At 67.7% G+C, this 24554-nt stretch carries 20 protein-coding genes; 8 read left to right on the plus strand and 12 right to left on the minus strand.

Annotation, left to right across the window (positions count from 1 at the left end; translation table 11 throughout):
• Window positions 1-34: 34 nt before the first annotated feature.
• The 3 genes from ACCQ07_RS00350 to ACCQ07_RS00360 form a co-directional block, all read right to left on the minus strand.
• Complete coding sequence (locus ACCQ07_RS00350) at window positions 35-565, minus strand: hypothetical protein (RefSeq protein ID WP_228735415.1); 531 nt, start codon at window positions 563-565, stop codon at window positions 35-37.
• A 1062-nt stretch (window positions 566-1627) separates the two neighbouring features.
• Window positions 1628-1816: a CsbD family protein gene (locus ACCQ07_RS00355; RefSeq protein ID WP_008575250.1), complete on the minus strand. Its 189-nt coding sequence runs from the start codon at window positions 1814-1816 to the stop codon at window positions 1628-1630.
• A gap of 236 nt (window positions 1817-2052) precedes the next feature.
• Window positions 2053-3222: an HDOD domain-containing protein gene (locus ACCQ07_RS00360; RefSeq protein ID WP_372363678.1), complete on the minus strand. Its 1170-nt coding sequence runs from the start codon at window positions 3220-3222 to the stop codon at window positions 2053-2055.
• A 213-nt stretch (window positions 3223-3435) separates the two neighbouring features.
• Here ACCQ07_RS00360 and ACCQ07_RS00365 point away from each other — a divergent pair, with 213 nt between their 5' ends.
• Window positions 3436-3966 (plus strand): SRPBCC family protein, encoded by a 531-nt coding sequence (locus ACCQ07_RS00365; protein WP_031420509.1) that lies wholly within the window; start codon window positions 3436-3438, stop codon window positions 3964-3966.
• 300 nt (window positions 3967-4266) lie between these two features.
• Here ACCQ07_RS00365 and ACCQ07_RS00370 read toward each other — a convergent pair whose 3' ends face one another.
• The 3 genes from ACCQ07_RS00370 to ACCQ07_RS00380 form a co-directional block, all read right to left on the minus strand.
• Window positions 4267-4578 (minus strand): protealysin inhibitor emfourin, encoded by a 312-nt coding sequence (locus ACCQ07_RS00370; RefSeq protein ID WP_005917446.1) that lies wholly within the window; start codon window positions 4576-4578, stop codon window positions 4267-4269.
• Complete coding sequence (locus tag ACCQ07_RS00375; RefSeq protein ID WP_372363679.1) at window positions 4575-5645, minus strand: M4 family metallopeptidase; 1071 nt, start codon at window positions 5643-5645, stop codon at window positions 4575-4577. The genes ACCQ07_RS00370 and ACCQ07_RS00375 overlap by 4 nt, the downstream gene beginning before the upstream one ends.
• A 109-nt stretch (window positions 5646-5754) precedes the next feature.
• The gene (locus ACCQ07_RS00380) at window positions 5755-6411 is read right to left on the minus strand and encodes an SDR family oxidoreductase (RefSeq protein WP_372363680.1); all 657 of its coding nucleotides are present in this window, start codon (window positions 6409-6411) and stop codon (window positions 5755-5757) included.
• A gap of 258 nt (window positions 6412-6669) precedes the next feature.
• On the opposite strand from ACCQ07_RS00380, the gene ACCQ07_RS00385 reads away from it, so the two are divergent.
• The 5 genes from ACCQ07_RS00385 to proP all read left to right on the plus strand — a co-directional run bounded on the left by ACCQ07_RS00385 (window position 6670) and on the right by proP (window position 14274).
• Window positions 6670-7113, plus strand: coding sequence for an NUDIX domain-containing protein (locus ACCQ07_RS00385; RefSeq protein ID WP_008573866.1), 444 nt, complete (start codon window positions 6670-6672; stop codon window positions 7111-7113).
• A gap of 283 nt (window positions 7114-7396) precedes the next feature.
• Window positions 7397-11119 (plus strand): M48 family metallopeptidase, encoded by a 3723-nt coding sequence (locus ACCQ07_RS00390; RefSeq protein WP_372364102.1) that lies wholly within the window; start codon window positions 7397-7399, stop codon window positions 11117-11119.
• A gap of 383 nt (window positions 11120-11502) precedes the next feature.
• Window positions 11503-11901: a host attachment family protein gene (locus ACCQ07_RS00395; protein WP_008577854.1), complete on the plus strand. Its 399-nt coding sequence runs from the start codon at window positions 11503-11505 to the stop codon at window positions 11899-11901.
• Window positions 11902-11921: 20 nt separating this feature from the next.
• Window positions 11922-12251 (plus strand): thioredoxin family protein, encoded by a 330-nt coding sequence (locus tag ACCQ07_RS00400; RefSeq protein WP_008577855.1) that lies wholly within the window; start codon window positions 11922-11924, stop codon window positions 12249-12251.
• A 532-nt stretch (window positions 12252-12783) separates the two neighbouring features.
• Window positions 12784-14274: a glycine betaine/L-proline transporter ProP gene (gene proP, locus ACCQ07_RS00405; protein ID WP_055026614.1), complete on the plus strand. Its 1491-nt coding sequence runs from the start codon at window positions 12784-12786 to the stop codon at window positions 14272-14274.
• Window positions 14275-14617: 343 nt separating this feature from the next.
• Here the strand turns inward: proP and ACCQ07_RS00410 are convergent, their stop codons facing one another.
• On the minus strand, window positions 14618-15091 hold the full coding sequence (locus ACCQ07_RS00410; RefSeq protein ID WP_008577858.1) for an SRPBCC family protein: 474 nt from the start codon (window positions 15089-15091) through the stop codon (window positions 14618-14620).
• Window positions 15092-15261: 170 nt separating this feature from the next.
• Here ACCQ07_RS00410 and ACCQ07_RS00415 point away from each other — a divergent pair, with 170 nt between their 5' ends.
• Together ACCQ07_RS00415 and ACCQ07_RS00420 are read left to right on the plus strand one after the other, a co-directional pair.
• Window positions 15262-16056 (plus strand): EcsC family protein, encoded by a 795-nt coding sequence (locus ACCQ07_RS00415; protein WP_017157982.1) that lies wholly within the window; start codon window positions 15262-15264, stop codon window positions 16054-16056.
• Between the two features lie 195 nt (window positions 16057-16251).
• Complete coding sequence (locus ACCQ07_RS00420) at window positions 16252-16908, plus strand: DUF938 domain-containing protein (RefSeq protein ID WP_372363682.1); 657 nt, start codon at window positions 16252-16254, stop codon at window positions 16906-16908.
• A 259-nt stretch (window positions 16909-17167) separates the two neighbouring features.
• On the opposite strand, the gene ACCQ07_RS00425 is transcribed toward ACCQ07_RS00420, so the two are convergent.
• The 5 genes from ACCQ07_RS00425 to ACCQ07_RS00445 all read right to left on the minus strand — a co-directional run bounded on the left by ACCQ07_RS00425 (window position 17168) and on the right by ACCQ07_RS00445 (window position 24522).
• Entirely contained in the window at window positions 17168-18949 is a 1782-nt protein-coding gene (locus tag ACCQ07_RS00425) for a carboxypeptidase regulatory-like domain-containing protein (RefSeq protein ID WP_372363683.1), read from the minus strand.
• 157 nt (window positions 18950-19106) lie between these two features.
• On the minus strand, window positions 19107-21380 hold the full coding sequence (locus tag ACCQ07_RS00430) for a hypothetical protein (RefSeq protein WP_372363684.1): 2274 nt from the start codon (window positions 21378-21380) through the stop codon (window positions 19107-19109).
• The gene (locus ACCQ07_RS00435; protein WP_277574197.1) at window positions 21377-22576 is read right to left on the minus strand and encodes a BatA domain-containing protein; all 1200 of its coding nucleotides are present in this window, start codon (window positions 22574-22576) and stop codon (window positions 21377-21379) included. The genes ACCQ07_RS00430 and ACCQ07_RS00435 overlap by 4 nt, the downstream gene beginning before the upstream one ends.
• 43 nt (window positions 22577-22619) lie before the next feature.
• Window positions 22620-23516: a DUF58 domain-containing protein gene (locus tag ACCQ07_RS00440; protein ID WP_031420521.1), complete on the minus strand. Its 897-nt coding sequence runs from the start codon at window positions 23514-23516 to the stop codon at window positions 22620-22622.
• 13 nt (window positions 23517-23529) lie between these two features.
• Window positions 23530-24522: an AAA family ATPase gene (locus ACCQ07_RS00445; RefSeq protein ID WP_372363685.1), complete on the minus strand. Its 993-nt coding sequence runs from the start codon at window positions 24520-24522 to the stop codon at window positions 23530-23532.
• Window positions 24523-24554: the final 32 nt, after the last annotated feature.

Raw genomic sequence — 24554 nt, forward strand, 5'->3', positions numbered from 1 at the left:
CGGGCTAGGCGTTGCCATCAGCTTCCGTCCTTGGTTAGTTCAGTGTTCCAATTGATTTGACACATAGCCTGCCGGGAGAAACAGGCACTTCATTTTGAGGAACGAGCGAAATCACAATATCGTTTCCGCTTCCGTCTTTCGCGAAATTAGCAAACCGCCAGCTTTGTAGTTGGCCGATCTCACCATGCACGGGCGAATCCACAAATCCCAACTCAATAAGCGAACTTTTGTATTCCTCAAAATCGACGCAGTTATCTTGAAGACTTGAAGATCCTTCATCCTCGTTGACAAAAGACAGACCAATGCCCTGCTTGAGAGCACGAGACTCGGGAGTAAGCTCCAATAAGTAGCTCCAGCCATTACTAAGCGCTTGGCCGTGGATATACGACTCAAGAGCCTCAGAGGGGAAGGAAACTTTTTTCAGAGAAATGCCAGTGACTTCGCGGACCCGATCGACTGTCAGATCTTTCCTGGAGTCCAACCCGCCCAGCAGTTTCAGAAATCTTTCGCCAATCTCAACAGCGCTGAGCGTAGGGTTGACCATTGAAGTATCAGGCGTCGTCATTGCACGCGGCTCTTTTGGAAGTGGCGAAGTAGGTTTACCAAGTGTATGTGCGCATGCACATAGCGAAGTTACGCAGAGGATGGCAACTGAGAACATTGCAACCTTGGTGGGTCTCATACGCGATCCGTACACGTAGGCAGGTCATCGTACTTGAGCAAGGCAGGTCGCGGGATCACTTCCGCGCAAAGGATTCACTCATAGCATCGCTGCTCCACTGAGCATGTGACTCAGCGGCAGATCGGTGCACGCATACCATCTCGAATCCGTCCTGACATAACGTCATCGGCCCGGGTCGAAGTCGCGATGATCTTGAGCAGCCACGTCACCTGCGGGAACACTACGCGTTCCTCTCTGCTGTCTTCCATCAACCACAGCTCCGATGTCTTTCGGATGCTGGTGAAGTTAGGGATACTAACTCTTGTTGTCAACAGGCAGATTCTTCGAAAAGCGTGGCTTCCAAACGGTATCGCTTGCTCTAACTCATGCCCTTCAAAGCAGCCGACGTCACCACTCATCGCGTCGCCTCGACGGCATGCCTGTCGCGCTCATGCCGCTGCGCCGCTTCCAGCGCCGCCACGAATCCTGCATCGGCATCAGTATATGGGCTTGTAGGTGCAGGTGCCGATGTCTTCTGCAATGCGGAAAACATCGCCTAGGCTGCTGCATTGGTGCGGCTCGCATTGCCGCGTGCTGCACTGCGTAGCAGCTGGCGTGAGGCAGCGAAGCTGCGGCCGCGGGTGATGAGATGGTTACCTTCCGTCTCGCATCCGTCACGCCAGGCGCTGCCATCAGTGAGTAGCCCCCATAGTCCCGGTGCTGGCAAGGCGCTCGCCAATATGCATACCCACCTTCAGACCCGGTTCGGTATGCACGCCATCCTGCTGTTCTATACGCGCGATACAGCGTCAGCGCCGCGTGCCAAAACGCCAACGCCCCGACCAGGTCGGGGCGTTGGTGATCGAGCGCTGCTTGCGCTACATCACTGCGTGCGATGTACGCGACGCATAGTCCTGATGCGGTTTACAGCACGGCAGGCATCCGCCTACCGATCATGCACCCGATTTACTTATTCGATTTGACAGCGTCGCGCACGTCATCGGCAACTTCGCCGGCCTTGCGCTGCACCTTGCCAACATTCTTTTCGGCGGCGCCTTCCAGTTCGGTGCTCTTGTCGCCAGTGACGCGGCCGATGGCTTCCTTGACCGAGCCCTTGACCTGCTTGGCGGCACCGTCGATACGATTCTTATCCATGGATGTTGCTCGTCGTTTGGGGAACCCGGCCAGTCTGTGCGCGCCGGCGTGAGCATGATGTGCGCTTGCATCCGGATGCCCCAGTTGCGAATGCACTAATTGCGTTAGTGCATTTGCGCCAGCTGCAGCTAGCAGGGCCTGGCTAAGCCGAATCTTCAAGGCATGCAGTGGACATGGTCATCGGCTGATTGACGCTGGGATGCTGCGGTAAGCAACGGCCGTAGCGTTACTGCAACTCACTCTACGCTCGCTGCCACCAGCCGCTGCCACAGTGCGGCGTTGGCGTCGCTGTCCGGCTCCAGGGTGGCCAGGATGCCGAGCGCGTGGTCTTCGTGCTCGGCACCGTGGCGGGCGAGCATGGCCAGGGCGGCGGCGAGGCGGCCGTAGCGCAATGCCAGGCCGAGCGGGGTGGCGAGCAGGCTGGTGTCGTGTTCGGGGCGCTGTTCGTCCAGCGCGGTGCCGAGCTGTGGCGGCAGGTCCCAGGCGGTGGCAATGGTCTTGGCCACGGCGGCGGTATGGCGTTCGACCAGGGCGGCGGCTACCTCCAGGTTGTAGGGCACGCCGCGGCGCTCGGCGTAGGTGTCGCGCAGGACGCGCAGGATCACGATCGCGCCCAGGCCCTGCAGCAAGCCGGCGAGTTGACCGGACAAGGTGTCGCCGCCGCGTTCGCGCAGATAGGCGGCAGCGGCGGTGGCGGTGCGCAGGGCGTAATCCCACACGGCGGCAGGCAGGCGTGAGTACAGCCCGCCATCCAGGCTCAGCACCGGCTGCATGACGGCCGCGGCGACGATCTGGCGCACGCCTTCGGTGCCGATATGCACGACCGCGCGCTCCAGGCTTTCCAGCGGGCCGCCTTGCGGGCGGTACAGCGCACTGTTGGCGATGCGCAGCAGGTTGGCTGCCAACGCGGGGTCCTGCGCGATGATCGCGGCGATGCCGCGGCCGGAGGCATCGGGATCGTTCACCGCACGCATCAGCTGCGGCAACAGGTGCGGGCGACGCGGCAGCAATTGCGGCCGCAGGTCGACTTGTTCGAGCGCGGCGGCGACGGCGGCCAACACCTCGGCCTGGGCTGGGTCGCCGGGCAGCGTGCCCTCGGCCAGCGATGGCGTGGCCATCACCGCCGCATACATGCGCCGCAACAGCGGGCGCATCGGCGGTGGTTCGATCTGCAATGTCTGCGCAGCGGGCGGCGGCACGGGCTGCTGCAGCGGCGCGGCAGGCGATGGTGCCGGTGCAATCGGCGAGGGCGACGCATGTGCTGTGGACGCATTGCTTGCCGACGGCGTCGCGATGTCATCGGCCTTGGCGTCGCGGCGTCGCGCCAGCAACCACCACAGACCTCCGGCGAGCACAACGGCACCTAGCAGTCCGGCGGCGAGCAGCAACACAGTGACGAGCATCATGGAAAAATCGTCTGATCAGTGCGGCGACTATCCGCGAAGCCGGTCGCGGCGGCAATGCGAGCGTGTGTCGCTGGGCATTGCCGTCGGACGGTCGGGCAAGCTGGCGCGCACATGCAGCAGGCCACCGTCGCGTCGTTGCGGGCTGGGGCAACGCAGTGCGTGCAGCAGGCAGCAGCTCATACCCCGCCGAGCCGCCGCCGCCCGTGCGCGATAGTGGCGCACGCGGGCCATGGCCTGCCGATGATGTGCAACGGCCGGTTCATGGCTAGCATGCAGAGACGTTCTCTGCCCAAGCGAGTGCCCATGTCCACCGTCACGCTCCACCGCGTCATACGTGCCAGCCCCGAGCGGATCTATCGCGCCTTCCTCCAAGCCGATGCGGTGGCCAAGTGGCTGCCGCCCAATGGCTTCACCTGCACCGTGGAGCATTTGCATGCGCATGTCGGCGGCACCTTCCGCATGGCGTTCACCAATTTCGCCAATGGCCAGCGCCACGCGTTCGGCGGCACCTACCGCGAGCTGCAACCCAACGTGCTGTTGCGCTACGACGATGCGTTCGACGACCCCTCGCTGCCTGGCACCATGGTCACCACGGTGCAGTTGCACACGCTGCCGTGCGGTACCGATCTGCACGTGGTGCAGGAAGGCATTCCCGAGCAGATTCCGCTACACGCCTGCTACCTGGGTTGGCAGGATTCGTTGATGCTGTTGGCGCATCTGGTGGAAGCGCATCCGGAGAATTGATCGGCTGCCGCGCACCGCGTGCTTGGTGCAGTGCAGCGATGAGGGGCATGTCTTCAGACTGACCGCTGCGCTGCACGTCGCGCTAACGCGGTGCGCGCCACTATGCATCACCAGCTGTGCAGCCCTAGAGCATCTAGGCAGCTTAAAGGGTGCAGGCATCCGCAGTTGGACCACATTCGCTCACCGACAGACACCGCGCACCGCGCGGTGTCTTCGTTTGGGTAAGAAGCCAATGCCGCGCGTCGCACGCGCCGCTGTAAGGCGGTGCCTTCCAGGTCACACCGCGGCCGTCGACCTGCGCTACAGCGTGCCCTGCTTCCACAGCTGCACGATTTCCGCAGGTGCATGTTCTTCGGGGATGCGCAGCGGCTCGCTGGCGCCATCCCAGACGATGCTGAAATAGCGGCGATCGCCACCGCCGGCCTGCGGCGCCGGCAACGCGTGCGCCATGCACTGATCCAGCACGCTGCGCAGTCGCACCCGCTGCGCATCGTCCAGCGCATCCATCGCCAACTGGCGCTCGCGGCGCATGGCCGGAAACGCCGCCACCCCGCCTTCGCGCGCCAGTCGCAAGGTCACGCCGGTTTCCACCGGTGGCCGTTGTGGGCTCATGCGAGCACGCCCACGTCGCGCCAGGCTTGCTGCACTGCTGCGGTTTCGCTGCTGTTGGCGCCGTACTCGGCGCTGGCCACCTCGATGGTCAGCGCGGCGAAGGTGGCGAAGTCCGCGCTGGCGGCCAGCTCGCCACCGGTGAGCGCGCGATACCAGATGCGCCCGGTCTTCTCCCACGCCGCCCCACCGATCGCGACGGCGGCCCGATAGAACGCGTGATTGGGAATGCCGGAGTTGTAGTGCACGCCGCCATCGTCCTCTTGCGTGTCGACATAGCCGGCCATGGTCGCCGGCTGCGGGTCCTTGCCCAGGGCCGGGTCATCGTACGCGCTGCCGGGCGCCTGCATCGAGCGCAGGCCCACGCCCTTGATGCCGGGCATCAGCAAGCCGGCGCCGATGATCCAGTCGGCCTGGTCGGCGCTCTGGCGCAGCGTGTACTGCTTGATCAGCACGCCGAACACGTCCGAAATCGATTCGTTCAAGGCACCGGACTGGCCTTGATAGATCAGGTTGGCGGTGCGCTCGGTGACGCCGTGGGTGAGCTCGTGCCCGACCACATCCAGGGCGATGGTGAAGCGGTTGAACACCTCGCCGTCGCCGTCGCCGAACACCATCTGCTCGCCGTTCCAGAACGCGTTGTCGTAGCCGCGCTCGTAATGCACGCTGCCGATCAGCGGCATGCCCGCCGCGTCGATCGAATTGCGCCCGTACACGGTCTGGAAAAAATCGTGGGTCGCGCCCAGGTAGTCGTAGGCTTCGGTCACCGCCACGTCCTGGGTGGCGGCGGCACCTTCGTCACGCACCAGGGTGCCGGGCAGGGCGGTGCCTTGCTGGGCATCGTAGATGCGCCGCTGCACCGCCGGGGCGGTCTGTTGCGCCTTGGCATCTGCCGCCGGCGCATCGGCGCGTGCCAGCAGCCCCAGTGCGCGCTGCTGCCGTAGCTGGGCGGTGATTTGCCGCGAAAGCAGCGCGCACCGGCGCGCGTGTGCGGGCGCAGCCTGCGCCACATGTTCGAGCAGATACGGCGGCAGGATCCCGGCGCGGCGCGCGCTGACAAACGCGGACATAAGCGACCTCCACAATGGCTGCGCCAGCGACTATGCGGGCGCCGGCTTTAGGAATTCGTTAGCCGGCGCCGGTGGCCGCGTGCAGTGCGGATCGCATGGGGTGTTGCGTTCATTCCAGCTGCGACAGCGCCTGCGCAATGGGGGTCTGCCCGTCGATAAAGCCGATCGTTTTGCCGATGCTGCCCGGCGTTGCCAGTGCGGCGGCGATCACCTGCGCCACGTTGGCACGCGAGACGCCGCCTTCGGCATCGCTGCCCGGGTCGCGGGTGATGCGGCCCGAGGGCGGGTCCAGGGTGAGCCGGCCGGGGCCGAGCACGGTCCAGTCCAGCGTGGTACTGCGCAGGTGCGCATCGGCAGCGGCCTTGGCCTGCGCATAGGCGAAGAAGGCATCGTCCGGCCCGATGCCGTGTTCCAGCCCGGCGCCGAGATAGGACACCATCACATAGCGCCGCACGCGCGCCTGCTCGGCCGCATGCATGGAGCGAATGGCCGCATCGCGATCCACCGCGTAGGTGCGCGCCGCATCGCCGCCGCCCGCCCCGGCCGACCACACCACCGCATCGTGACCGGCCAGCTGCGCGGCGATAGCATCGGTCTGTGCGTGTTCGATATCGAACACCACCGGCGTGGCGCCATCGGCCATCACGTCGTCTTCGTGTGCAGGGTTGCGGAACAGCGCGGTAACCTGATGCCCGCCTTGCACCAACAGCGGCGTGAGCAGGCGCGCCACCTTGCCGTGACCACCGATGAAGAGAATTCGAGACATGCACCTCTCCAACAGCTGCGCGCCGACATGGCGCGGAAAGGCGGCCATCCTCGCCAATGCGGTGCTAAGGCGGTGTAATCGCGCGCCGGCACTGCCATACCGCGATAAGCGCATGCCTTCCGCAGTTGCGCGCTGCCGCCGCTGCTTCCTGGATGGCGCTCCTCAGTGCCAAGGCGTGGCGATCGAACATTCCGGCCAGCATTCCCCGCAGCCACCACATCTAGGACACTGACGGGCCAGAGTCTGCGAGAGTTGCTGATGCCGATGTCTTCCGAGTTACGCCCGCGCGTTGGCTGCGGTGCCTTCATCCAGCGCGCCGATGGCCGCCTGTTGCTGGTGCTGCGCGGGCGTGCGCCCGAGCAAGGCCATTGGGGGCTGCCCGGCGGCAAGGTGGACTGGATGGAAACCGTGGAAGCCACGGTGGTGCGCGAAGTGCTCGAAGAAACCGGCCTGCAGGTGCACCCGCAGCGCGTGCTCTGCGTGGTCAGCCACTTCGAGCCGGACATGGACCCGCCGCAGCATTGGGTGGCGCCGGTGTATCTGGCCAGCATCCAGGGCCCGGAACAGGCGGTGCTGCGCGAACCGCAGGTGCTGCTGGAACTCGGCTGGTTCGCACTCGATGCCCTGCCCACGCCACTGACCCGCTCGGCCATGCAGGCGGTGCAGCAGGTGCAGGCCGAGCACGCCGCAGCCCGGGCATGACTGCCTGACAGCCGCGCTGCGGCTCTCGTGCGGCGGGCATGTGCTGCGCCGCGCAGGTCACATGGATTTTGTCGCCGCGCTCGGCTATTTTCTGCGCTGCCGGGGCGAGGGGACAGCGCGCCCGGCGGATCGAATCGCACGGCCGGGATGCCGAACGACTGCGTGGCGCCCGGCCACTCATCAGGGGACACGAATGGAATCGCTCTATCCGCAAGGCCCGGCCGTGGTGCCGGAACAGCTCACTGCGCCCAGCAGCAACTATCGTCGCAACGCCTGGCTGGCCATGCTCGGCCTGGGCGGTTTCATCGCCGTGTACCTGGGCTTGCTGGTGTGGTTCGGCTGGACCGCCTACCGGCTGGTCGCCGGCTTGCTGCAGGGCTCCGGTGGCGAGCAGGCATTCTGGCAATGGGTGGTGGCCGCCGGCGCGGCGTTTCTGGCGGTGTTCATGGCCAAGGCGCTGGTGTTCAACAAGCGCGCCGAACGCGACACCCGCGCGCTGGAACTCACCCCCGCCGAGCAGCCGGCGCTGTTCGCCTTCCTGTACCGGCTGGCCGACGATGCCGGGGCACCGCGCCCGCACAAGGTGTACCTGTCGGCGCAGGTCAACGCCGGGGTGTTCTACGACCTGTCGCTGATCAATCTGCTGCTGCCCTCGCGCAAGAATCTGGATATCGGGCTGGGCCTGGTCAATGTGCTCAACCTGGGCGAATTGAAGGCGGTGCTGGCCCATGAATTCGGGCATTTCGCCCAGCGCACCATGGCGGTCGGCCGTTGGGTGTATATCGCCCAGCAGATTGCCGCGCACATCGTGGGCAAGCGCGATGCGCTGGACCGCATACTGGCCACGCTGTCGCGCATCGACCTGCGCGTGGCGTGGATCGGCTGGGGGCTGTCGTTGATCGTGTGGTCGATCCGCTCGCTGGTCGAAATCGCCTTCCGCGGCGTGGTACTGGCGCAGCGCGCACTTTCGCGCGAGATGGAATACCAGGCCGATCTGGTCGCCGCATCGCTCACCGGCAGCGATGCGCTGGTGCATGCACTGCACAAGCTGGAAGCGGCCGATGACGGCTTCCAGCGCGCGCTGCGCTTTGCCGCGCGCGAATTCGCCCAGGACCGCCCGGTCAAGGATCTGTTCGCCATCCAGTCGCGCATCATCGAACACATGCGCGTGGTGTTGAACGACCCCGGCCATGGGGCGGTGCCGGCGGTACCGACCGAGACAGCGCCGATGCACCGGCTGTTTCATGGCGAAATCGCACAGCCCTCGCAGATGTGGGCCACGCATCCGCCCAGCGCCGCACGCGAGGAGAATCTCAAGCGCCGCTACATCGCCTGCCCCATCGATGCGCGCCCGGCCATGGAGCTGCTGCATGACGCCCAGGCGCTGCGTGAACGCGTGTCGCTGGGCATGTTCAACGGCCAGGCGCCCACCTGCGTGGACACTGCCGTTTCGCTGGAGCAGTTGGAACGCGACTTCGCCGCGTTGTCGTTGTCGCGGCGCTACCAAGGGCTGTACCTGGGGCGCTCGTGCACGCGTACCGCGCGCACCCTGGACGAGCTGTATGCCACGCCGCTGCCGTCCGGCGACCTGCTGCAGGCGTTGGACGGCCTGTACCTGCCCGACGATGGCCAGGCGATCGAACAACTGCGCGAGCGCGAGCGCCAACGCGCCACCTTGCAAGGCCTGATGGATGGCGGGTTGCGCGCCGCCGGCGGGGTGGTGACCTGGAAGGGCACCACGTTGTCGCGCACGCAGCTGCCGGCGGTGATCGCCGAGCTGGACGACGAGCTGCGGGTGCTGCGTGCGCGCGTCAGCGGCCATGATCAACGTTGCCGCAGCGTGCACCTGGCGGCAGCCAACCGTATCGGCGGCGGCTGGCCGGCGCTGCTGCGTGGCTATCTGGCCGTGCTGCATTACACCGACCACACCATCGCCGATCTGGAAGACGCCAATCTGCTGTACCTGCAGACCTTCCAGAGCGTGATCGCCGATGGCCGCGTCTCGTCCAAGGAATTGCGCAAGCTGGTGGCGGCCTGCAATCAGGTGCAACGCGCGCTGGGTCAGGTGTATGCGCAAGCCGGCCAGGTGCAGATGAACGCGCCGCTGGCGCAGGCCCTGGGCAAGCCGCAGTGGTCGCAGTGCCTGCCGGAATTTGGTCTGGTCGAGGCCGACGAGAACAACATCAATGCCTGGATGAAGGCCGCCGGCAGCTGGGTGCAAGTCACCCTGGACGCCCTGGGCACATTGCGCGATGCCAGCCTGGAAGAGTTGCTGCGTGCAGAAAACGCCGTGGCCGAGCGACTGCGCAGCGGCGACACCTCGCCAACCGACGCCACCCCTCCGGCGGCACCGACCGACTACCCGATCCGCCTGCCGGGCGAGATGCGCCAACGCGATCTGCGGCAGAACCTGTGGCAGCGCTTTCTGGCCGCCGACGGCGTGTTTCCGTCGGTGGCGCGGGTGGCGGTGGCCGCATCGATCGTGGCTGGCGTGTTGTGGGCCGGCGGCGCGGTGGGCATGGCCGAAGTGGTCGCCTACAACGGTTTGCAGCAGACCGTGACGGTGGCCATCGACGGGCAGTCGGCCACCATCCCGGCCAATGAGCGCCATGTGTTTCGCCTGTCAGAGCGTTCGACCCATCATGTGGAAACCCGCACCGCCAACGGCGCGGCGATCGAACGTTTCGATGCGCCCAGCGGCGGCCACGGCGGCCAGTTCGCCTACAACGTGGCCGGTGCCGCGCTGCTGCTGAACTGGCGTGCCAGCTACGGCTCGGCCAGCGAAGACACCACGCGCAGCCTGAGCACCACACGCTGGCAACGCACCCAGGCGCAGGACATCTTCAGCGAGCCGCCGCAGAAGGTCAGCGGCAAGGGCGGCCAGTACCGCGACGTGCTCACGGCCGTGTCCGGGCGTTCGCCCCACGAGCTGTTGGGCGAGCTGGGACCGGAGCGCGATCTGGCCCTGATCACCGCGCACGCGCGCTGGGACGCTGCGGACTCGGCGTATCTGGAGCAGTGGATGGAGCAATTGCGCAGCGCAGCGCCACAGGCCTTGCCCGCCATTTTGACCGAGCGCCTGCAGCGCAACCGGCAAGACGTGGTGGCGCTGCGGATGCAGCAGGACATCGCCACGCCCGAGCAACGGGCGCAGGTGTGCGGCCAACAGACCGCCGCTGCGCAGGCGCATCCGGATGCGCCTGCATTGCAGTACGCGGCGATCCGCTGCCGCAGCGATACCCCCGAGCGCGACCAGGCGTTTGTCACCGCACAGGCGCGCTGGCCGAATGACCCGTGGCTGCAGCGCGCTGCAGCGGCCGTGCAGGTCGGTCAGCTGCATCTGCCGCAAGCCCAGGCGCTGTACGAACAGGCAGCGCGCGCGCCGGCACTGGCCGATGACGTACTGCCGCTGCTGGCGCGTTTGCAACGCTACCGCGGCCTGGCGATGGATCTGCCAGGCATGGCGCAGCAGTCGCCATCACTGGCATCGATCGTGGCACTGGAGGGCGGTGAGCGCACCCAGGGCACGCCGTACCACAGCTATTACGCCCTGGCCCACGGGCAACTGGACACGGCAGTGACAGAGGCGGCCGCCGATGCCGACGTGCAGGCGCGCATCGTCCGGCTCGCGGCCGCGTCCCATGGCGCCAGCGCCGCATTGCTGCAGCAGGCACGCGTGCTACCCGAAAGCGCCGGGCTCGACCCGATCACTGCACCGAGCGCCTGGGCACTGGCCGCGCGCGAGGGCTGGCAGACGGATGCGTTGCGTGCGGCAACCCTGCAAGGGACCGGCGAAGATGGCGCCTACATCGCCCGGTTCTTCGACGCGGTACAGGCCGGCGGCAGCCAGCAGCAGGCCGAAGCGGCGTTGGGCGGCGTGAGCCTGGTCGGCCGCGGCCTGGCCTACACGATGGCGGCGGTCCTACTGGGCCAGCGCTGCCCGGATGCATGGCGGCGTGGCGCCCAGCAGCTGTTGTTTGCCAGCGAGCGCCCCTATCTGGGCTGATGCAGTGCCCGGTGTACGACGATGCAATCGCTCAGGTGAGGGCGCCACGTCCCTCGCTCGGACACTGCCGGCGTAGCGCACGCGATGACGCCGCGTTGCCGAGCGGATGCCCAGCAACGAACAACACCTGCGCTCGCCGCCGTGCGGGTGCGGGCCGGCCGCGGCACAGCTTCCATTTCCCACGCCCCACGGAAAAAGCCAGCAGGCGCTACGCGCCATCGCGCGTTTTTTTCAGCAGGCAGCGCAGCTGCCGTTGCCGAAGTTCGACGCGCAGCCCTAACGCGCTGCTGACACCGGCTAGGCGCAATCCTTACATCTTCTCGCCTAGGTTGAGATCGACTGGCGCTGCAGTGGCAGCGTCAACATCGACCAGGAGAAATGGGATGAGTCTGCAAATTCCTCAGGGCGCCTTGGTAGTGGTGGCCGACGGCGGCGAAGCCCGCTGGTTCACCAACACCGGCAACGAATCCAAGGTGGTGTTGCGCCAGCACGCGCGCACCGACGTGCAGAACGTCGATGACGACGGCCCGGCCGGCAAGGCGCCGCAAGATCTCACCGAAACAGACCTGGACGAAATGACATTCGCCAAGCAGCTCTCGCACGCCTTGAACGATGGCGCCTTGAAGCACGAGTACACGCACCTGGTGCTGGTGGCCGACCCGACCACCTTGGGCCGCGTGCGCCCGTTGCTGCACAAGGAAACCCAGCAGCGCCTGGTGGGCGACCTGGCCAAGGATCTGACCAACCTGCCGCTGGAAGATATCCAGCGCGCCTTGTCGTAATCAAGCGGAGCATCCAGACGATGGGCTTCGTTCGCCAGTACGCCTCCCAGGCCCCGGAACGCAGCGCAGTGGAGGCACAGACCGGTTTGCAGGTTCTGGAATTCGGTACCGACTGGTGCGGCCACTGCATTGCCGCGCAGCCGCTGCTGCAAAAGCTGTTGGGCGGATACGAAGCGATCGACTACCGCAAGATCGAAGACGGGAAAGGGCGGCCGCTGGGCCGCTCTTTTCGCGTCAAACTGTGGCCCACCATTATCCTGCTGCGCGACGGGCAGGAACTGGCACGCGCAGTCAGACCGCAAACGCGTGAGGACCTGCAAGACCTGTTGTCGCTGCTGGATGCAGCCTGATTGCACGCAACATCGCATCGCCTTGAGATGCGCTTGCACGGCGCTGAGCATCGCTGACGAACGTTGGCGTGCGGTCGTCTGACGCAGGCGCAGCAGGTTTTCATTCTCTGTAAAAAGCGGGCTTGCGATGCATCGTGCTGCTGCAGGTGCTGCGTCACGCAGGGCGTGCGCGACATCGTCGCAGCGGATGCGTACACAGCGGACGGGCGCGTACGCATCGCGCACCAGTGCAGATGAATCGGCCAGAAAACAAGGTGTTTTGCGCGCCTGGCGCCGTCGCGCCTGCATCGATCGGCCGGCTGTAGTAACATAGCGCACTGATCAAGCCCTTGGGCAATGCCCATCCCTTGGTCGTCTGTCCCGCAGCGTCGTTGAATCCACGCGGCCGTCCGGGAATGCCTCCGGTGTCATCTAAGTGCAATGCGTTGCCGTACTTGCGTGATGTGCCGTGTCCTGTGCGTTGCCAGGGCGTGTGGGTAGCGACGGCCTGCGCCCGACGAGATATCCCGGGCGCAACTTACGGAGACCATAAATGCACGATGCCCGCGCGATGCGTTCGCACTTTGGCTGGTTCAAACGCCGCCGCCAGCTGCAACTGGATGACGTCACCGTGGTGGACCGCAGCATGCTGCGCAAGGCCGTCGGCGCTGCGGCGCTCGGCAATGCGATGGAGTGGTTCGACTTCGGCGTATACGGCTATTTGGCGGTGACGCTGGGCCAGGTGTTCTTCCCGGCAAGTAGCCCCACCGCACAATTGATCGCGACCTTCGCCACCTTCACCGTGGCCTTTCTGGTGCGGCCGATCGGCGGCATGGTCTTCGGACCGCTCGGCGACCGTTACGGGCGCCAGAAAGTCCTGGCCGCCACGATGATCCTGATGGCGCTGGGCACCTTCAGTATCGGCCTGATTCCGGCTTACGAGCGCATTGGCTTATGGGCGCCTGCACTGCTGTTGCTGGCGCGTTTGCTGCAGGGATTTTCCACCGGCGGCGAATACGGCGGCGCGGCCACCTTCATTGCCGAATACGCCACCGACCGCAATCGCGGCCTGATGGGCAGCTGGCTGGAGTTCGGCACGCTGGGTGGCTACATCGCCGGCGCCGCCACCGTGACCGCCTTGCACATGAGCGTGACTCCGGCGCAGATGCTCGATTGGGGCTGGCGCGTGCCCTTCCTGATCGCCGGGCCGTTGGGGTTGCTGGGCCTGTACATGCGCATGAAGCTGGAAGAGACCCCGGCATTTCGCGCCTATACCGAACAATCCGAGCAGCGCGAACGGCAGACCGCCGCGCAGGGCCTGACCACGCTGCTGCGCCTGCATTGGCCGCAACTGCTCAAGTGCGTGGGCCTGGTGCTGGTGTTCAACGTCACCGACTACATGCTGCTGACCTACATGCCCAGCTATCTCAGCGTCACGATGGGTTACGCCGAGAGCAAGGGCTTGTTGCTGATCATCCTGGTGATGCTGGTGATGATGCCGCTCAACATCGTCGGCGGCATGTTCAGCGACAAACTGGGCCGGCGGCCGATGATCATCGGTGCCTGCATCGCGTTGTTTGCGTTGGCGATCCCGTGCCTGTTGCTGGTCGGTAGCGGCAACGACGGGCTGATTTTCGCCGGGCTGATGCTGCTTGGCCTGGCCCTGGTGTGCTTCACCAGCTCGATGCCGTCCACCTTGCCGGCGCTGTTCTACACGCCGGTGCGCTACAGCGCGTTGTCGATTGCCTTCAACGTGTCGGTGTCGTTGTTTGGCGGCACCACGCCGCTGGTCACCGCCTGGCTGGTGGAGCGTACCGGCGACCCGCTGGTGCCGGCGTACTACCTGATGGGCGCAGCGGCGATCGGCTTGCTGACGATGCTGTTCGTGCGCGAAACCGCGGGATTGCCGCTACGCGGCTCGCCGCCGGCGGTGGCCAGCGATGCCGAAGCGCGCGCCCTGCTGCAGGCCGACAGCCCGGTGACGGTGGATGCGCAATTGCCAGTCACCACCACAGCGTCGATGGGCCAACCGCGCACGGCGTGAGTTGTCGGCGATTCGCACGGCATGCATTTGTGGCTTCAGGCGCATGCGGTGCTGTTGCAGCAACCGATGAGATCACGCCAGAGGCGATGCGGGCGATGACGCTGCGCATCGCCGCCAATGTGAAGGCAGGCGACGGCCGGAACCTTTGAAGATGACGGTCGGCGGGCTAATAAAACCGTCGCGAGCAACCGCTTGGCGGTTTGCGTAGCAGCGGTGTTGGCTGTGCTTGTTCGTCACGCACAGGATGGGTGGAAACGTCGCTTCGCCAAGTTTCAGGTCCACATGCTGTTGCCCGTGATCGACGCAGCGCGTTGCACGATGCTGCGGTTCGCCGCTGCTGCCTTTAGCGTGCGGTGTACGGGTTGTGCTCTGGCAACACGGGCATGCGCATATCGGCCGACGGCGCGCCTTCGCCGGTTTCCACATAGCGTTTGAGGCTGCTGCCGAGAAAGAAACGCCAGCCACGCGCGCAGGCCTCCTTGCACGGCGAATCGCGATACCCGGACTGCACGAAATCCACCTGCGTGCCCTGGCTGATGGAGCGCAGCTCAAAGCGCATCACCGTGCCTTTCCAGGCGTCGGTGTCGAGCATGTTGGAGTCGTGGCAGCGCCAGCACACCAGTTGGTGATCGGCGCCTTCGTCGATGCTCAGTTCCACACGCCAGCCCTGCCGGCTCCAGTCCAGGCGCACCAGATCGTCGGCCAGGCTCACTTCACGGGTCCACCAACGCGCAAGCTGCCTGGGCTCGGACAACGCAGCGCAGACCACTTCCGGCGCGGCGGCAATGACGATGCTGTGGCGGATCTCGCAATTCATCTGGTGCGCATTCGCTGCTTGGACGCCGATGATTGCCGCATTTTAACAGCCAATTGCGCTGCAGGCCCAACAGGGTCCGGTTCGCTTGTGCGGCACTCACATCGCGCTGGGTACCATCGGTCAGGTCCCAACCATGATGAGCAGGCATGACGACGCTTCCGATACCGGTGATGGACGCTGCCGCGCAGCGCGATCTGGCCACGGCCCACGCATTGCTGGAAAACCCCGGCGTGGCAGCGCAACTGGCCAATGCGCTGGGCGCGCCGATCGAGAGCCTGATCACCAAACGGCTTCCCAAGGTGGTCACCCGCAGCATCGACGGCGTGACCCGTCGCGCGCTGCAGGTGGCGATGAAGTCGGCGTTGCTGAGCCTGCGCGGCAAGGCCGATGCGCAGCAACCGGCATCCACGACGCGGCATACGCTGGCGGTGGCGGTTTCCGGCGGTGCAGGCGGGTTTTTCGGCCTGCCGGGCTTGATGGTGGAGCTGCCGGTGACCACCACGGTGATGCTGCGCTCCATCGCCGATATCGCCCGTGCCGAAGGCGAGTCGCTGCACGACCCGGACACCGCGCTGGCGTGCCTGGAAGTGCTGGCGCATGGTGGGCGCAGCGCCAGCGACGACGGCGCCGAATCCGGCTACTTCGCAGTACGTGCGGCGATGGCGCAGCAATTGAGTGCGGCGGCCAGCTACGTGGCCGCACACGGTTTTGCCAGCAAGGGCGCACCGGCGTTGGTCTCGCTGGTCTCGCGCATCGCGGCGAAGTTTTCGGTCAACGTAGGCGAAAAGCTCGCCGTGCAGGCAGTGCCGCTGGTCGGCGCAGTCAGTGGCGCCACGCTCAATACCGTGTTCATGCGCCACTTCCAGGCGATGGCGCGCGGACATTTCATCGTGCGTCGGCTGGAGCGTCGCTTCGGCGAAGATGCGGTGCGGCGCGCGTACGAGGCATTGCCGCCGCCGCGGTGATGCGTGCCGCTGCATGCGAAGGTCGCAGATGACTGCAAGGTCATCGTGCAGTAGGTGTCGCAGCCACGGGTGACGCTGGCCCAACGCAACGCAACGCAACGAAACGCGCTGCGGGCGAAGGGCCGCGGCATCCGGTTCACCGAACGGTTGCCGCCAAGCGATGCTTGGGCGCGATAATCGCCGCAACCACGACAGATGCCGATGATGCCCAAACCGTTTTCGCCAGCGTCCGCGCGCAACCGCGACCCCATTCTCGAGGTACTGCGCACGCATTTCGCCGACCGGCAGCAGGTGCTGGAAATCGGTGCGGGCACCGGGCAACACGCAGTGCATTTCGCTGCGGCGATGCCATGGTTGCAGTGGCAGGCCAGCGATCACCTCGATCATCTTGCCGGCATGCGGCAATGGCTGGACGAGGCGGTGCTGCCGAACACGCCGCCACCGATTGCACTGCAGGCCGTGCCCACGCCCACGCCCGGGCTCGCACCGCCGCCCAGCCTGCCGGTGCTGCGTGGCGGCCAGCGCGGCTTCGATGCGATCTACAGCGCCAATACCTTGCACATCATGGGCTGGCTGCAGGTGCAGGCCTTGTTCGCCGGATTGCCCGCGGTGATGGCGCCCGATGTGGTGCTGGCGATCTACGGGCCGTTCAACCGCGATGGGCAATTCACCAGCGACAGCAATCGCGCCTTCGACACCATGCTGCGCGAGCGCGACCCTGCCTCGGGTATTCGCGATGCCGAAGCGGTGGATGCGTTGGCGGCATCGGTGGGGTTGCAGTTGATCGATGACGTGGCCTTGCCGGCGAACAATCATTGCCGGGTGTGGCGGCGCCTGACGGCGGCGAGTTAATCGCCGGCACTGCTGGGCGGACTTGATGGGCATGTTGTTGGTTCGGCGCGAAGTCTCACCGTGTAGCGACAAGCCTGCGCATTTGCGTGTGGAATCCAACGCGTGCTGCGTCGCGAGGCGCAAATGACGCACCGGTGAGCCGTCTGCTGCGAATCGCACCGCGGGATTCAAGACCACGCGCGACTCTGTGCAGCGGGCCATTCCGCCCTTGGCAACGTCGATCTGCAACGCCGCCTTTCCTAGGTCGTTCAAGCGCTTGTTACGGCACCCGTTGCGAAGGTCGCTTTCGCTCAAACCACCACAACGCGGCGGCCGCGCCGAGCCAGACCAGCAGCCACGGCCAGCGCGCGCCGGGTTGGGTAGCAGGGTGTGCAATGGGTGCGGAGGCAGCGCCGGCCGCCAGGGCGATGGTGGCGAGGCGGCTTTGCTGTGCGTACAGGGCCGGCGCTTCATTGGGCGCGCGGACATGGAGCCAGCGTTGGGTGTTGCCGCTCTCCAGGCGATGCCAGCCGGGGGTTGCCGGCCAGTAGCCGGCGCAACGCGGCCCATTGCCGTTGCGTTCCGGCAGTAGTGGGTGGCGAGCCCGGTCAGGGTCGGTCACCAAGGCGTCGGCGTGCAGGTCGCACAGCGGCATGCGGTGTTGCGACCAGCCTTCCTGCACCGGGGTGGGCAGCGCGCCGCCTGGGCGGGCGACGGCGCCGGACAACTGCGCCCAGAGCGCGGCGTGCAGATCGCTGCGGCCGGCCAGCACCAGCGCGAAGCTGTCTTCCACCAGGCCGATGCCGATGCGCCCGCGGCCCTGGGCCCGCCACCAGCCCAGGGCGCTGCCATCGTCGGCGCGGGCGGCGACCAGGGCGTCGGTGGCTTGCGGTTGCAGGTCGCGACGTTGCAGCGGCGCCAGCGTCAGGGCGTCGCCGGGGCCGCCGGCAGGATTCGCGGGCGCGGCCGGCGGCGAGAGTCGCTGCGGTGCGGGCACCGGGCTGCTGGTGCTGCCGCCGCTGACGCCGAGGCCGAGCGCGGCCAGCGCTGCGCGGGTGTTGGCGTCCAGCGGCCCGTCGGTGCGCACCAAGACACCCAGGCCGCGCTGGATCGCGGCGCGTAAGGTCTGGCGCTGCGCAGCACCCAGTGCGACCAGGCGGCGCGGGTCGACGATCAGCAGGTCCAGCCGGTCCAGGCTGGCCGCATCCAGCGCGGCGCCCTCGCCGAGTTGCACGCCAGCGCCGACCGCGATCTGGCTACGCACGTCCAGCCCGGCATCGCTGGCCCAGCGGCGCAGGTATTTCAGCTCCGGCTGCGGCGCGCCGGCCAGGAGCAGCACGCGCATCGGCGCCATGGCAGCGATCAGCACCGGTACCTCCACGCGGCTGCGTTCTGCACCGGCGGCATCGCGTGCACGCACGGCGAACAGCACCTGGCCCGGCGCGCGCGCCAGGCCGCGCAGGCGCACGCGGCCGGCGCGGTCGGCCACGGCGCTGTCCACCACCTGCCCGGCCGGATCGAGCAGTTCCACGCGCGCGTCGGGAAGGCCCTGCACCTGCGCAGACACCGCAATGGTGTCGCCCGGGGCGACTGGCGGTGGGGGCGAGACCGCGACCACGCCGCGTGGGGCGGGGCTGAGCTTCAGCCGCAGCGGAATGTTCAGGCCCTCACGGTCGCGCGCGGGCAGGCCGCTGCCATGCACCACCAGCGCCGTGGTGCCGGGTGCGCGCCGCAGTGCGGTGGCCAGGTCCGGCACGCGCATCACGCCGGGTAATGCGGGCGCCTCGGGCAGGGCGACCCAGCGCGCGAGGTCGCCGGTGGAGATCTGCCCGGCGGCGGTGCTGGCGGTGGCGACATGCAGTTCCCCACCGGTACCGGCGCGCGGCGGGGGCAGCAGCACCGGATAGAGCAGTGCCGCGAGCAACGGTTGGGCGGCGAACAGCAGCCAGAGCCGGGTGCGCGCATAGGGCTGCCGGTGGTGCGCCCGCACCAGCCGCACGCAGCCGATGACGGCGATCAGCAGCAATGCCGCACCGACCAACCAGTGCAAGGAGGGCGTCATGGTTGGTGCTCCGGGCGCAATGCATCCTGAAAGCGCCCGCCGTACAGCCTTGGCGATGCGGTCCGCGCGCACGACCGCGGACCGCCTGCTGCCAGGTCTACAGACCACCTCGGTCCGATCGAGCGGTGCACCGGGAGCAGGCGGATCAGGGCGGGACTCACGGCTGCATCTCCTGCCGCAGCGCATCCAGGTAGCGCTGGCCGCGCGGGTCGGGCGCGGCGCGGCGATGCGGTGCTGCCGGCGGGGCGAGCAGGGTGCGCCAGACCTGGGCGCGCAGCTGGGTGCGGCAGCGGGCGCAATCGGGTTCGGCGCGCAGGGTTTCCACGGCGGCGGCCAGGCCCAGCGGGTCGTGCAGGCGGTCGTGCTGGGTCTGCAGCCACTGCGCGTAGCGGGCCAGGGTGGCGTCGGGCACTGGGGCTGCCTCGCCCAACGCGTCCCACAGCTGCAGCGCGGACGGGTCCGGGGCCGGGCGGGTGTCCAACCCGGCGGCACGGTCGCCCAGGCCGGCGCGATCGCCGCTCAGCCGCCGGCCGGGGTCGATCGGCGGCAACTGCGTGCCCACGCGCGCCAGGTAGATGCGTTCGGCTTGCTGCACCTGTTTGATGAAACCCAGCGCCTTGTTGGCGTACGGCAGCGCGCGCTCGGGGTGGCCCTGGCGCAGCTCGCCTTCGGATTGCCACATCTGGTCCAGCGCCGCGCGCAGCAGGGCGCGGGTTTGCGGGTCGAGCAGGGTGGCGGCTTCGGCGTGGTCGTGGGTATGGCCGAATTCGGCCAGCACGTTCTCTGCTTGGCCGAAGCTGCTGCGCTCGGGCCGGCCGTTGCTGCCGCCATGGTCGTGGTCGTCCAGTGCGGCGGCGCCGGGTTCGCTGGCGTGGGCGGCGTGAGCGTGATCGTGAGCGTCGTGGTCATGCGCGGCGTGCGTGTCCGAAGCAGCGGCCGGCGCGCTTGGCGCATCGGCGGTGGGCATGTCGGCGGTGGGTAAATCGTCGGCCGGGGCGTCGCTGGTGGGTGGCGCGTCGGCAGTCGGCGGACCTTGCGGCGCGCCTTCGCTCTCTTCGCCGAGGAATTGGCCATAGCGCAGCCGCAACAGGCGCTGGTCCACGCCGATGGCATCGGAGCGCTTGAGGAAGCTGGCCGCGTCCAGGCGCGGTTTCTCCTTCAGCAGTGCCTGCGCGTCGATGATGATCTGGCGCTGGCTGCGGAAGTAGGCCGGCAAGGTCTGCTTGACGCTGGCTTCCAGGCCGGAGGCCATGGTCTGTTCGGGCGGCGGCCAGCGCAGGATCACACTGGCGCTGCGGCCTTCCTGCGGGCCGGGCTGGCGGGTGTCGTGGACGATGAGCTGGGCAATCAGGTCGTCGCCCGCGGCCATGCCCAGCGCCTGCGGCTGCACGGTGGCGGCGAAGCCGCGTTGCCGGGCCGGGCCGCTGCCGGTGAGCGTGCGGCGCTGGGTGCTGAAGGTGATGTTCTCGCCGCTGCCCTGGGCCAGGGTCAGGCGCAGCTCGGCGCTGGCGGCCACGGCGTAGTCGTCGCTGGCTTCGAAACGTAGCGTCCAGCTGCGGTTGGCCGGGGACCACAGCACCAGGCTCTGTTCGGGGGCAAGCACACGCACCTGCGGTGGGCGGTCGGGCAGCACGTCCAGCCGATGCAGCTGGCGGTCGGCCGGCGCGCCGTCGATGAGGATGCGGTACAGGGTGGCGCGCTCGGCGACCCAATGGCCTTGCCACGTCTCGCTGCTGCCTTCTCGCGCCAGCGCGACGGTGCGGCCGTCGGTAAGCCGCAGGGCCACGCTGCGCGGCGCCGGGCTGACCTGCAGTTGCCAGTCCAGCCGGGTGCCGGCCGGCACCTTCGCATCCAGGCCGGGCAGGCGCGCGGCCGGCAGACCGGTGTAGGCCGGCGGGCTGCTGCGTAGCTGCGCCTGCCGCAGCGTAGGGGCGCCACTGCTGGCACGCGCGGCGGCAACGCGGTCGGTTGGCGGAGTGCGTTGGGTGGCCGGTTGCGGCCACAGCAGCAGCGCACCGCAGGCGAGCGCACCCAGCACGCTCCAGGGCCAGGCGCGGCGCCACGGCCAGGCCGGGCGCAGATCGCGCGAGGTGCTGCGCAGGCGCTGCTCCAGTCGTTGCCGTTGCAGGGTCTGCAGCGGACCGAGTTGAGCGATCGGCGCGAACAGTAAGTCGCTGCTGTCCTCCAGATCTGCATCGCGGTCCAGCCGGCGGATCAGCCAGGCCTGGTCAAGACGCCGCGCGGCCAGCAGCGCCACGCCGCCCAGTGCCAGCAGGCCCAGAAGCAGCAGCACCACGATGGCGACCTGCGCACCGGCGCGCCACGCCAGCGCCGCCGGCAGCGCTGCCCACGGCAGCCCGAACAGCAGCACGCCTGCGGCCTGTCGCCGCCGTGCCGCCTGCCACGCGCGCTGCAGTGCCGGCGTGCTCATGCGGGAGTGGCCCGGCGCGGCGCGGTGGCCAGCCAGCGTTCGAGCGCGAACAGCAGCAGCACCAGGCCGATCAGCCACGGCGCCAGCGGTCGCGGCGTGGTCGTCAGGCGGGCGGCGGCACCGCGCTGCGGGTGCTGGGTCTGCGCCAGTGCGCGCTGCGGTGTGGGTGCTGGTTGCAGGGCGTCGTGCAGGCGGGTGGGGAAGTCGGCATCCAGCAGCGCCGGCAGTTGCTGCGGTTGCAATGGTGCGGCCCAGCGCAGCATGCGTCCGCGGCCGAACGCTGCGGCATCGAGCCATGGCGCGCCAGAGGCGGTCTGTTGCACGGGCTGCAGCGTCGCGGCGAGGTTGGGCGGGAGAGGTGTCTGCGCATCCACCAGCAACTGCCCACCGGCTGCGACCCAGGCCATCACCGGCGCCGGCGGGGCACTGCGCGACAGCCACGCCACCACGGTGCCGGGACCCCAGCGCGAAGGCTGCGCGTTGGCCGGCGTGCTTATCGGCAAGCTGCCCGGCAGCGCCCAGGCGGCATGTACGGCACGCAGATAGCGCAGGGCCGGCGTGGTGCTGTCGTCGGCAATCGCCTGCAGTCGTAGCGGCGCGGCAGCGGCGGGCGCCGCAAGCGGCGACTGGCCGGGCACGACCTGCCACCGCACCTGATGCGACAGCTGCAGCCGTTGCGCATCCAGCGGGCCCCACTGGGCCGGCACGATCACGCTGAGCGCCGCATCTGGCGGCAGGCTGGCATCGAGCTCGCGCAACAGGCTGGAGACCGGTTGCGTCGCGCCCGCAGGCGTGGCGAGAGTCTTGGGGGTCTTGGCATTGGCATCGGCATCGACCGGCGGGAAGCCCGGCGCCAGCCATACCCACCGCGCGTCCGCGACGTGGCGCAGCTGGCGTGCGGCGGCCACATCGACTCCCGGGCTGAGCGCAATGCGTGGGCGTGCATCGTCGTGATCGCGCACGGCCGGTTCGGCCAGCAGCAGCGCCACCGCAACCAGCAGCAACAAGCGCGCCAGCAGCAGCGGCCATTCGTCCAGACGCACGCGGTGGCGTGGGCGCGGCAGCGCACGCAACCAGCGCAACGCGGCGAAGTCGGTCGGCCGGTGTTCGCTGCGCCGGGCCAGATGGATCAGCAGCGGCAGCAGCAACGCGGCCAACGCGGCCAGTCCCGCAGGGAAAAGCAACAGCAGGTTCATCGCGGTACCCGCCTGGCGACATGCGCGCAGCCGACCTGCCAGCTCATCGCCGCGCGCCTTGCCCGAACAACTGGCGTAATGCCACCTCGGGCGCTGCGTCCAGATACTGCACTGCGTGCGCGATGCCGGCGGCCTGCCAGCGCGCCTGCTGCGCGCGCTGTGCCGCGCCGAAGCGTTGCAGATAATCGGCGCGCATCGCCGCGCCATCGCCCAGCAATTGTTCGCCGGTTTCCGGGTCGCGAAACCGGTGCCCGCCGCTGAAACTGAAATCGCGTTCGTCGCAGGTCAGCACCTGCAGTTGCATGACCTGGCGGCGTGCGGCGGCGAGTTTTTCCAGTGCAGCGTTGAGGTCTTCGTCGAAGCCATCGCCGATCGACAGCACCAGCGCATGTGTGGCGATGCGTTCCCACAACGGGCGCACGGCGGCCATGCCCGGCCAACGCCCACCGGCGCGCAGTCCATGCAGGGCCAGCCATAGCCGGTCGCGTTGCCGCGGCCCGGCGCCGGCCGGCACTGCCACCAACCCGCCGCCATGCACGGCGAACAGACCGACCTGATCGCCCTGCTGCAGCGCGATTTCAGCAGCGCAGGCGGCCAGGGTTGCCATCGCCTGCAGGCGCGTACTGCCGGGCCGCGCGTGATCGGCCTGGCCGGCAGAGGCGGTGGCATCGAGCAACAGCCACAGCGTCAGCGGGCTTTCGCGCTCGGCTTCGCGCACGAAGAAGCGGTCCGAGCGCGCGTAGAGCTTCCAGTCGATCTGGCGCAGCGCATCGCCCGGTTCATAGGCGCGGTATTGCGCGAATTCCAGCCCGGCGCCGCGGCTACGGCTGGCATGTTGGCCGATGCCGTGCGCACCCTGTGCATGACGCGCACGCAGCTGCAGGCCACGCAGGCGGCTGCGTACGTCGCTGGGAATCAATGCCGGCACGTCCACACTCACGCCGCGCGACGCCTCAGGTAGGGAATGGCATGGCGCGCAGCAATGCGGCGACCACGTCGTCGGCTGTGCGTTGTTCGGCCTCGGCCGCGAACGAGAGCAACAGGCGGTGGCGCATCACCGGCGCCGCAAGCGCCACCACGTCTTCGCGGGTGGCTGCAAAGCGTCCATGCAGCAGTGCGCGCGCCTTGGACGCCAGCACCAGCGACTGCCCGGCGCGCGGGCCGGCGCCCCATTTGATCCACTGACGCACCTCGTCGCTGGCCTGCGGGCCAGGACGGCTGGCACGCACCAGACGGTTGATCCAGGTCAGCAACTCTGCGCCCACATGCACCTGCCGCACATGCTGTTGCAGCGCCTGCACGCTGGCCGCGTCCATCACCTTGGGTACCTGCGCGATTGCGCTGCCGGTGGTCTGGCTAAGGATGTCGCGCTCTTCCTGCTCGCTGGGATAATCCACCCGCACATGCAGCAGGAAGCGATCCAGCTGCGCCTCGGGCAACGGGTAGGTGCCGGCCTGTTCGATCGGGTTTTGCGTGGCCAGCACGAAGAACGGCGCCGGCAGCGCATAGGTGGTGCCGGCATAACTCACCGTGCGTTCGCTCATCGCTTCCAGTAATGCGGCCTGGGTCTTGGGCGGGGTGCGATTGAGTTCGTCGGCCAGCAGCAGATTGGTAAAGATCGGCCCTTGCTGAAAGCGAAAATGCCGATGCCCGGTGCCGTGGTCTTCTTCCAGCAACTCGGTCCCCAGGATGTCGCTAGGCATCAGGTCGGGGGTGAATTGCACGCGGCGAAACTGCAGTTCCAGCGCCTGCCCCAGCGAGCGCACCAGCAGCGTCTTGCCCAGGCCCGGCGCGCCTTCCAGCAGGCAATGGCCGCCGGCGAGCAGGCCGATCAGCAATTGCTCCACCACCGCGTCCTGGCCCACCACGGCCCGGGCCAGGGCGGCGCGCAACGTGCCCAGCTGGGCGAGCTGCGCGGTGAGGATGTCGTCGTTGGGGGAGGTCATGCGCGAATTCTCGTTGGATGGTTGCTGATGCG

Origin of the sequence: Xanthomonas sp. NCPPB 3583 (genome assembly GCF_041475715.2) — a bacterium.
Taxonomy (GTDB): Bacteria; Pseudomonadota; Gammaproteobacteria; order Xanthomonadales; family Xanthomonadaceae; genus Xanthomonas; species Xanthomonas euvesicatoria.